Consider the following 9974-nt stretch of genomic DNA (forward strand, 5'->3'; position numbering starts at 1 on the left):
CGAACGCTTCTGCGCTTACAACTCGCCTGCGAAGGTCTAAAATGCCACGAACTTTTGGTTCAGGACACTAGATTCTTAATTTGACGCGTTTTCTTGACGCGAACCGGTGTTCACTTCGCTGGAAAACGCTTTAGAACGCCGTACCGGCCCGCCTCGGCTTCTGTTCTTCGGCCTCGCGCGGCACCGGCCCGATCCGCAAGGCGGTGATGCGATTGCGCTCGCGGCGCAGCACGCGGAAGCGGAAGCCGTGGAACGTAAAACTCTGGCCGCGCTCGGGGATCGAACGCGCCTCGTGAATCACCAGACCCGCGATCGTGGTCGCCTCTTCGTCGGGCAGATGCCAGTTCATGGCGCGGTTGAGATCGCGGATCGGCACCGAACCATCGACCACCACCGAGCCGTCGGCCTGCGCGCGAACGCCAGCCACCACCACGTCGTGTTCATCGGAAATGTCGCCGACGATTTCTTCCAGAACGTCTTCCAGCGTCACCATGCCTTCGACTTCGCCATATTCGTCGACGACGAGCGCGAAATGAGTCTTGCGGCGGCGGAACGCCTTGAGCTGTTCGGACAAAGGCCGCATCTCCGGCACGAACCATGGCGGCAGCATGATGGCTGAAACATCGATGTGCGAGGTATCGCCTTCGGAAGCCCGGATCGCGCGCAGCAGATCCTTGGCGTGCAGCACGCCGATGATGTTCTCCGGCTTGTCGCGCCACAACGGGATGCGGGTGTATTCGGTGGCCAGCACCTCGCGCACCAGCTCATCCGGCGGCAGGTCGGCATTGATCATCACCATCGCCGTGCGATGAACCATGACGTCGGACACGGCCAAGTCGCCAAAGCGGAAGACATTTTGAAGGTATTCGGCCTCGCCGCTTTCGATGCCGCCGTGCACGGCCGATTCCTCCACCAGCCCCTCGATCTCGGAGTCGGTGAGGATTTCATGCTGTGAGGATTCCTCCACGCCGAGCATCCGCAAGATTCCGCGCGACGCGGTGTTGAGGAGCCAGTTCAGCGGCCAGAAAACCAGATAGGACAGGTAGAGCGGATACGCGATCCATTGCGAAACCGGCATCGGCTGCCTGATCGCCAGAGTCTTCGGCACCTGTTCGCCGATCACGATATGCAGCGAGGAGAACACCAGGAACCCGGCGAGGAACGACACGAAGTGCAACGTGGCTTGCGACATTCCGAGCGGGATCAGCAACGGCTCGAGCAGCGCCGCAACGGTGGGCTCGCCGACCCAGCCGAGACCGAGCGAGGCCATGGTAATGCCGAGCTGGCAGCACGCGAGATAGGCCTCGATGTTGCCCATCATGCTGTGCAGCAGGCGCGCGCCGAACCGGTCCTGCTCGACCATCGCCCTGATGCGAAACCCGCGGCTCTTCACCAGCGCGAACTCGGCCGCCACGTAGAACGCGTTGGCGGCGAGCAGCAGGAACGCAAGCAGCAGATTGAACGCGGTCGAGCTCATGCCTGCCTCGCGACGGCACCAGGCCCGCGCGACGGCTCCATGATGTGCCCTGACAGTCCCACTCTCATTCCGACAGCTTCTGTTGCAGGAAGGCGCGAACCGATGCCGGTTCGACGTCGTTTGCGATCACCGCGCGGCCGACAGTTTCCAGCAGGATGAAGGTGAGCTTGCCGCGCTTGACCTTCTTGTCCTGCGCCATCAGCGCCATCAGCGTATCGGCATCCGCGAGCCCTTCCTGGGCGAAGCCGGCGATGTCCTGCAACCTTGTCGGCAAACCGACCGAAGCCAGATGACGCTCGACGCGTGCGGCGTCGGCTGGAGAGATCATGCCGAGCCCAGCGGAAAATTCCGCCGCCAGCACCATGCCGACCGCAACGCCCTCGCCGTGGAACAGGCGATCGGAGAAACCGGTTGCGGCCTCCAGCGCATGGCCAAAGGTGTGGCCGAGATTGAGCAGCGCGCGTTCACCGGTTTCGCGCTCGTCGCGCGACACGATCGCGGCCTTGGCGCGGCACGAGGTAGCGATCGCATGCTCGCGCGCCGCGCTGCCGGAAAAGATGCCGGAATGATTGGTCTCGAGCCAGGCGAAGAAGGCTTCATCGCCGAGCACGCCATATTTGGCGACTTCGGCATAGCCGGAGCGGAACTGGCGCGGCGAGAGCGAGTCCAGCACCGATGTATCGGCAATGACAAGCACCGGCTGATGAAACGCGCCGAGCAGATTTTTTCCCTGCGGCGAGTTGATGCCGGTCTTGCCACCGACGGAGGAATCCACCTGCGCCAGCAGCGAGGTCGGCACCTGCACGAAATCGACCCCGCGGCGCAGGATCGCCGCCGCGAAGCCGGCGAGATCGCCGACCACGCCGCCGCCGAGCGCGATCACGAGGTCGTTGCGCTCGATTTTGGCTGCGATCAGCGCCTCGGAGACCTTCTCCAGTCCGGCGTAGGTTTTCGACCCCTCGCCTTCCTCGACGATGACATGCGATGTCGGGATGCCGGCCGCGGCCAGCGACGCTTGCGCCGGTTCGAGCCAATGCTTGGCAACGGTGCGGTCGGTGACGATGGCGGTGCGTACGCCCGGCCGCAGCGCGGCGACGCGCGCGCCAAGAGTCTGCAGCACGTCGCGGCCGATGACGATGTCATAGGCGCGGTCGCCGAGCGCAACATCGACGGTGATGGGATCGGAGTGTTTCAGGGGTGCAGTCATGAGGTCGCGCGTATCCCGTCCGTTGTAGCCGTTGCCGTCGTCGTTGACTCTTTAGTCGTTGACTCCTGGGCCGGCGGCGCGACGGCGCCACACAGCTTGGCGCGCAGGGCGTCCAGGCATTCATCGACAATCCGGTCATGCGGCACGTCGCGCGACAGGATCGTGAGATCAGCCCCCTGATAGACCGGCTCGCGGGCTTCGAGCAGGCGGGCGACCGTCGCAACCGGATCCTCGGTCTGCAGCAGCGGCCGGTCGGCGCGACGCTTGACGCGCTTCATGATGACGTCGATGTCCGCCTTGAGCCAGACCGACACCGCCTTGTCGGCGATCCGCTTGCGGGTTTCCTCGCGCATGAAGGCGCCGCCTCCGGTGGCAAGCACCGCCGGACCGCCATCGAGCAGCCGGGCGATCACGCGCGCCTCGCCGTCACGAAAATAAGGCTCGCCATACTTCGAAAAGATTTCGGGAATCGTCACCCCGTCATGGGCAATCTCGATCTCGATATCGGCGTCGAAAAACGGCAACCGCAGCCGCGCCGCCAGCCGGCGGCCAATGGTGGATTTGCCGACGCCCATCATACCGACAAGCACGATCGAACGCCGCCCCAGTGCCGCCGCGATTTCGGCCTCCTGGGGGGTGCTTGCTTGTGCCGGTATGGCGGTCTCGGGCATCCCAAACTCTGTCAGCTGCGCGGATTTTGCGCGTTTCAGCGCCACCTATACTACCCCCGCCGATACCCATGCCAGAGACTCTTGCAACGCCAAGGGGAACATGTAGGTAGTCAGGCGCGGCAAACCCCGATGATTTCAATGGTTAATTCGCGACCCAAGATCACTTTCAAGCCCGCCCTCAAGGCGCCCTGATGCCCAGTCTGTTCCGCTTTTTGACGGTCGTCGGCATTATTGCCGGCATCGGCTATGGCGTGGTCTTCGCGCTGGCGAATTTCGTCAATCCGAAGCCACGGGAAATGACCGTGACCATCCCTCCGGATAAGTTCCTCAAGAGATAGCGGCGCGCAGCAGGCGCATAAAAAGCTGCATCGCCGCTTGGAGTTTTGCCTCGTCGCCGGGCGCGTGCTTGATCCCGTCCATGGCTGCGACGACCACGTTGGCGATATCGACCGGCTTTGAATTCACTCGGTCCAAAGCGACGACGCGCGCGGCTTCCGCATCGGCCAACGCCTGCGCCAGCAGATCCACGAGCGTAGCACGGGCAACCAGCGTGATGTCCTTGGCCAAGGCCATGTTGACCTCGAACAGTTCGACTGCGTCCGAACTGGAAGCGAATGGCGCGATCAAGCCGTGATGAAAGGCGGCGATGGCGCTTTCGATCCGGCTAAAAACATCACCATTGCCACCGAGCGCCGCCTCGACTTGCCGCATCGTCCTGGCATGGGCCCGCGTCGATCCGGCCCGGAACAACTCCTCCTTGCTGCCGAAGCTCAAATAGAGGGACGCCCGGGAAATGTTCGCCGCCCGTGCGATGTCTGCCATCGAAGCCTTGCGAAAGCCGTGACGTACGAACACCGGCAGTGCCGCATCAAGGATGTGGTTGGATTTGGCATCAAGTTCCATCGTCTGGACAGATTGACAGTTCTTGTCCGATACGTCAAAATACAAATGGACGATTAGTGTCTAATCGTCTACGCATCTGCCGTGGAGGCGTGCGAGAAAAGGACTGAACATGAGTTCGCAATTACAAAATGGCGTTGTCACCATTCTGGTGACGGGAATCGGCGGCTTTCTCGGCGGGCATATCGCCCGGCAATTACTGGCCCAGGGGTACTGTGTTCGCGGCAGCGTTCGCCGCATGGGGCATTGCGACAAGATCAGGGACCAGGTCTGCCCTGACGTGGCGGCCGACGGGCACCGAATCAGCTTCATCGAAGCCGATCTTCGCTCCGATGCCGGATGGGATGCCGCGGTCGCCGGATGCCGCTATGTGATCCACTCCGCCTCCCCCTTTCCGTCAACCCTGCCCAAGGATGAGGATGACCTGATCCGGCCCGCGCGGGAGGGCGCCTTGCGGGTGCTGCGGGCAGCGCAGCAGGCTGGCACGATGCGCGTCGTGATGACTTCCTCGATCGCGGCAACCAACCACGGCAACGGTCAAGCGCCCTATACGGAGGACGATTGGACCGATCCGACCAGCCTTCGGGCAACGCCTTACTACAAGTCGAAGACGCTGGCCGAACGAGCCGCATGGGCCTTTGCCGACGAAACCGGACTTGATCTTGTCGTCATCAATCCCGGCATCATCTTCGGACCATTGCTAGGTCCGGACTATGGAACATCAGTGGGACTGATCCAGCAGATGATGAGCGGCAAGCTCAAGCGGGTGCCGAGGTTCGGCGTTGCTGTCGTCGACGTCCGCGATGCAGCTGACGCCCATATCCGGGCGATGACACATCCGGAAGCGTCGGGTGAGCGCTTCATCGCTGCCGGAAAGTTCTTCTGGATGCGGGACATGGCCGCCGCGCTAGCCAACTCGTTTCCGGACTATGCCTCCCAATTGCCCTCTGGCGAAGTGCCGAACTGGGTCGTCCGCATGATGGCGCCGTTCAGCGCACGTTCGCGCATGATCGTCCATGAACTCGACCGTGATCTCAGCGTCTGTGCCGCCAAGGCGACGCGGGTGTTGGGCTGGCAACCACGACCCGAAAAGGAAGCGATCTGCGCCAGCGCGCAAAGCCTGATCGACCACGGCCTGATCGCGGCCTCCTGAACCTTCGTAACCATCAACAGCGGAATCAGCCATGAACTCATCCATCGCCCATTCGAGCGACCGCCTTGACGCGGAGCATATTCGGGACATCGAGCGCGCACGACTTCGTGCCCTCGTCAACGCCGACATGATTGCGGCAGAACCACTGCACGCGCCGGACTTTCAACTGATCACGCCGATCGGCGCGACGCTGTCGAAAGCCGAATATCTCGGCGCGGTGGCCAGCGGGCAGATCAGGTATCTGCTATGGGAGCCGGGTGACATCGCTGTCCGCCTGTACGCAGCCAGCACGCTGATTCGCTATCGCGCCCGGCTCGAGGTCGTATTCGGAGGTCACAAGGTGCCGCCGGGCGATTACTGGCACACCGACGCCTATGAATGTCGCGACCGGCAATGGATGGTGGTGTGGTCGCAAGCGACCGCGATCAGCACGCTCGCCTGACAAAAACAACTGCCGCCGCCTGGATCATCGGATATGATTCGGTATGGTCACCAACAATACCTCCGACGCGAAGCTCGTAAGCCTGTTCCTCGACATGCTGGCGGCGGAACAGGGCGCCGGCGATAACACCCTCGACGCCTACCGCCGCGATCTCGAGGATTTTTCGGAGTTCGCCGGCCGGGCGAAATCCGGCTTCATCGCTGCCAACACCCAGTTGCTGCGCGATTACCTTGAAGATCTCGATTGCCGCGGCTTCAAGTCCACGACCGTTGCGCGGCGTCTCTCCGCGCTGCGCCATCTGTTCCGGTTTCTGCTCAACGAACGGATGCGAACCGACGATCCCGCCGCGATCCTGTCCGGTCCGAAGCGCGGCCGCGGCCTGCCCAAGGTGCTTTCGATCGCGGATGTCGATCGCATGCTGACCCGGTCCAAGGAGCTCACCGAAACCGACGCCACGCCTCAGCAGCGGCTTCGCGCGCTGCGGCTGCATTGTCTGCTCGAAGTGCTCTACGCCACGGGCTTGCGCGTTTCCGAACTGGTGGCGTTGCCGCTGTCGGCGGCGCGCCGCGACGCCCGGATGATCGTGGTGCGCGGCAAGGGCAACAAGGAACGGCTGGTGCCGCTGAACGAGGCGTCGCGGCAGGCGATGGCCGATTATCTCGCCGCGATGGAAGCCCTGAAGCCCGAGAAGAAGAAAAACGCCCCCGCCTCGAAATGGCTGTTTCCCTCCTTCGGCGAAAGCGGACATCTGACGCGACAGCATTTCGCGCGCGACCTCAAAGAGCTTGCATCCGCGTCGGGGCTGGCGCCGCGGCTGGTCTCGCCGCATGTGCTGCGCCACGCCTTCGCCAGCCACCTTCTGCACAACGGCGCCGACCTGCGCATCGTGCAAACCCTGCTTGGCCACACCGATATTTCGACAACGCAGATCTATACCCATGTGGTCGAGGAGCGGCTCAAGAGCCTGGTGCGCGACCTGCATCCGCTGGCGGAGAAGTAGACTTCCGCGTATCCAGCAAGTATGCCGCCTTGACTTCGACGCCTTCTCCCCCGAAACAGCCTCACTCGATCGCTACCCGCCATGGGCCTCCGCCCAGACCGTCAGCTAAATCGTTGAAGAGACTAATCTTCTTTATCAAAGACGAAACCACTTCGCCCGCAGCTAAGTTCCTCCCTATATTGGTTTGATGCCGGATCAGATGCGCAGCTACCTCGACTTCGAAAAACCCGTCGCCGAACTCGAGGCCAAGGTCGACGAGTTGCGCGCGCTGGCTGCGACCGGCAGCGACATCGGCGATGAGATTGCGCGAATCGAGGACAAGGCGTCGCAGGCGCTGACCGACCTCTATGCCAGCCTGACGCCGTGGCAGAAGACGCTGGTGGCGCGCCATCCGCAGCGGCCGCACTTCACCGATTTCATCAACACACTGATCACAGAATTCACGCCGATGGCGGGCGACCGCAAGTTCGGCGAGGACGAAGCGCTGATGGGCGGCTTCGGCCGCTTCCGCGGCGAAGCCATCTGCGTGGTCGGCCAGGAAAAGGGCGCCACCACCGAAAGCCGTATCAAGCACAATTTCGGCATGGCGCGCCCTGAAGGGTATCGCAAAGCCGTTCGCCTGATGGAGCTGGCCGACCGGTTCGGCATCCCCGTGCTGTCGATCGTTGATTCGGCCGGCGCCTATCCCGGCATCGGCGCCGAGGAACGCGGACAGGCGGAAGCCATCGCGCGGTCCACCGATGCCTGCCTGTCGCTCGGCGTGCCCAATGTCGCGATCATCACCGGCGAGGGCATGTCCGGCGGGGCGATTGCGATCACGACCGCCAACCGCGTGCTGATGTTCGAGCACGCGATCTACAGCGTGATCTCGCCGGAAGCGGCGTCCTCGATCCTGTGGCGGGACGGCACCAAGGCTCAGGAAGCCGCCACCAGCATGAAGATCACCGCCCAGGACATGCTGCGATTCGGCGTCATCGACCAGATCCTGAAAGAGCCTCCCGGCGGCGCCCATCGCGACCCCGCCGCCATCATCGCCTCCACCGGCGATGCCATCGCCCAGGCCTTCAACGACTTCCGCAATCTCGATGCGGATGCGGTGCGCAAGCAGCGGCGGCAGAAATTCCTCGATATCGGCCGCAAACTGGGCTGAACGGCTTCGATTCCTCGCCTTTTGGGGGAGATCGAGGGGCTGCGAGCCACGAAAGCCGCAGCCCCATCGCAAAATCGCCGATTTTTCGCCAAATCGTTGAATTTAGCCGCAATTATGCCCCGACCTCGTTCTTTATGGTCTGTTGACCATGCCCGCCAAGGTACCGGCTTGTGCGGCGGGTTCGAGTTGCGACAAATCGGCCTAAAGGGTAAGATTTTATACATCGGCTTCAGGGCATGACGCTGTGGTTGGGGTGCGAAAATTGCCCGATGGGTGTGGAGCTTAGCTTTTGATTTATCGCACGCTGGTACGCGCGCTCATCACGTCGGCTGCCCTCGCGGCCGGCGTTTTGTTGACTGGCTGCAACAGCGACGAGATTTCGCTGGCCAACAATGCCAAGGCCAACCAGCCGGTCCCGCCGAAGCTGATCCAGGCCATGGTCGAAAAGGACATGGACCTGAACTCGCCGATTCTGGTCCGGATCTTCAAGCAGGAAGCCGAACTCGAAATCTGGAAGCAGGATCGCGCCGGGCGTTTCGCGCTGCTGAAGACCTATCCGATCTGCCGCTGGTCGGGCGATCTCGGACCGAAGGTCAAAGAGGGCGACCGCCAGGCGCCGGAAGGCTTCTATTCGATCTCGCCGGCGCAGATGAATCCGCAGTCGGCCTATTATCTGTCGTTCAACACCGGCTACCCCAACGCATTCGACAAGGCGCTCGGCCGCACCGGATCGCAGCTGATGGTGCATGGCGACTGCTCCTCGCGCGGCTGCTACGCGATGACCGACGAGCAGATCGCGGAAATCTATTCGCTGGGCCGCGAGTCCTTCTTCGGTGGCCAGAAGTCGTTCCAGCTGCAGGCCTATCCGTTCAAGATGACGCCAATCAACATGGCGAAGCATCGCAACAATCCGAACATGCCGTTCTGGCGAATGATCAAGCAGGGCTACGATCATTTCGAGGTGACGAAGCACGAGCCGAAGGTCGATTTCTGCGAGAAGAAATACGTGTTCGACGCCATCAGGGCGCCCAACGCCACGCGCGACCCGGTGTTCGACGCGTCGGGCAAATGTCCGGCCTATGCGATTCCCGATGAAGTCGCCGACGCCGTACGCGAGAAGCAGCAGGCCGAGGCCGCTGAAACCGCCAAGCTGATTTCGAAGGGCACGCCGGTCGCGCGGCTCAACACCGGCATCGACGGCGGCATGCACAAAATATTCGCCGCACGCGTTCCTGAAGCCAGCACCGGGCTGTCGGAAGGCGGCGACAGCCAGGGACTGGCGGCGCTCTCGCTGGCCCGCGCGCCCGGCACCATCCCCTCCCACGTCAACCCGCCGCGCGCGCCCTCCGACAATCTCCTGCTCGGCGCGCCGCAGGAGCCGAAGCTTGCTGCGGTCGCCAGCGCGCCGACAGCCGGACCGACAGCCTCGACCCCGGCCCCGACACGGGTCGCCAACGCCGCGCCGGCCGCACAATCCGACGGATGGTTCTCCAGCCTGGCCCGCAAGGTCGGCATTGGCGGCGGCGATGCGACCGCGAGCACCTCAAGCACACCGCCGCCCGCGTCGGCGAAGCCGAAGGTGATCGAGGCCAAGCGAACCGAGCCACCGCGTCACGAAGCCGCGGCACCCAAGACGTCAGCCCCGAAGGCCGAACCCAAGCAGGCCGCAGCCCGGCCGCCGCTGAAACCGTCGGTGACCGATACCGCGGCGCCAGCTGCTCCGGCCGCTCCCGCGCAGGTCGCCGGATCGGCGCCGATCATCTCGTCGAACTCGTTCGACAGCCGCTTCGGGGCGATGAAGTAAGCTTCCGTCACGCTGAAGCGCAGGGTGGGCAAAGCGAAAGCGTGCCCGCCAATCAAGCTGAACTTATCGGGAGAGAAGATGGTGGGCACGGCGCTAAAGCGTGATGGCATTAGGTTCGATAGCCTGAGTTTTTGAGGTAGTTGGCACATTCCTCTGAGGTGAAGGCATCG

The 9974-nt window shown here is 63.0% G+C and carries 10 protein-coding genes; 6 read left to right on the forward strand and 4 right to left on the reverse strand.

The annotated features are described in order from the left end of the window. Positions 1–130: 130 nt before the first annotated feature. The 3 genes from JQ574_RS34560 to JQ574_RS34570 form a co-directional block, all read right to left on the reverse strand. Positions 131–1477, reverse strand: coding sequence for a hemolysin family protein (locus JQ574_RS34560; protein WP_212215207.1), 1347 nt, complete (start codon positions 1475–1477; stop codon positions 131–133). 64 nt (positions 1478–1541) lie between these two features. Further along, on the reverse strand, positions 1542–2684 hold the full coding sequence (gene aroB / locus JQ574_RS34565) for a 3-dehydroquinate synthase (protein ID WP_212215209.1): 1143 nt from the start codon (positions 2682–2684) through the stop codon (positions 1542–1544). Continuing rightward, positions 2681–3355: a shikimate kinase gene (locus JQ574_RS34570; protein ID WP_212215211.1), complete on the reverse strand. Its 675-nt coding sequence runs from the start codon at positions 3353–3355 to the stop codon at positions 2681–2683. Before JQ574_RS34570 ends, aroB begins: the two co-directional genes overlap by 4 nt. 191 nt (positions 3356–3546) lie before the next feature. Between JQ574_RS34570 and JQ574_RS34575 the strand changes: the two genes are divergently transcribed. Then, entirely contained in the window at positions 3547–3693 is a 147-nt protein-coding gene (locus JQ574_RS34575) for a histidine kinase (RefSeq protein ID WP_212215212.1), read from the forward strand. Here the strand turns inward: JQ574_RS34575 and JQ574_RS34580 are convergent. Beyond that, positions 3683–4258, reverse strand: a complete 576-nt coding sequence (locus tag JQ574_RS34580) for a TetR/AcrR family transcriptional regulator (RefSeq protein ID WP_212215214.1) — start codon at positions 4256–4258, stop codon at positions 3683–3685. The two genes, JQ574_RS34575 and JQ574_RS34580, sit on opposite strands and share 11 nt — an antisense overlap. Positions 4259–4367: 109 nt before the next feature. On the opposite strand from JQ574_RS34580, the gene JQ574_RS34585 reads away from it, so the two are divergent. From JQ574_RS34585 to JQ574_RS34605, 5 genes are all read left to right on the forward strand, one after another. Next, positions 4368–5408: an SDR family oxidoreductase gene (locus tag JQ574_RS34585; RefSeq protein WP_249119797.1), complete on the forward strand. Its 1041-nt coding sequence runs from the start codon at positions 4368–4370 to the stop codon at positions 5406–5408. Positions 5409–5439: 31 nt separating this feature from the next. Then, the gene (locus JQ574_RS34590; protein WP_212215216.1) at positions 5440–5850 is read left to right on the forward strand and encodes a nuclear transport factor 2 family protein; all 411 of its coding nucleotides are present in this window, start codon (positions 5440–5442) and stop codon (positions 5848–5850) included. Positions 5851–5893: 43 nt separating this feature from the next. Beyond that, positions 5894–6850, forward strand: a complete 957-nt coding sequence (gene xerD, locus JQ574_RS34595) for a site-specific tyrosine recombinase XerD (protein WP_212215217.1) — start codon at positions 5894–5896, stop codon at positions 6848–6850. A 187-nt stretch (positions 6851–7037) separates the two neighbouring features. Next, positions 7038–8000, forward strand: a complete 963-nt coding sequence (locus JQ574_RS34600; protein ID WP_192736474.1) for an acetyl-CoA carboxylase carboxyltransferase subunit alpha — start codon at positions 7038–7040, stop codon at positions 7998–8000. A gap of 289 nt (positions 8001–8289) precedes the next feature. Further along, entirely contained in the window at positions 8290–9804 is a 1515-nt protein-coding gene (locus tag JQ574_RS34605; protein WP_212215218.1) for a murein L,D-transpeptidase family protein, read from the forward strand. Positions 9805–9974: the final 170 nt, after the last annotated feature.

It is taken from the genome of Bradyrhizobium sp. AUGA SZCCT0158 (assembly GCF_018130065.1).
Lineage (GTDB): Bacteria > Pseudomonadota > Alphaproteobacteria > Rhizobiales > Xanthobacteraceae > Bradyrhizobium.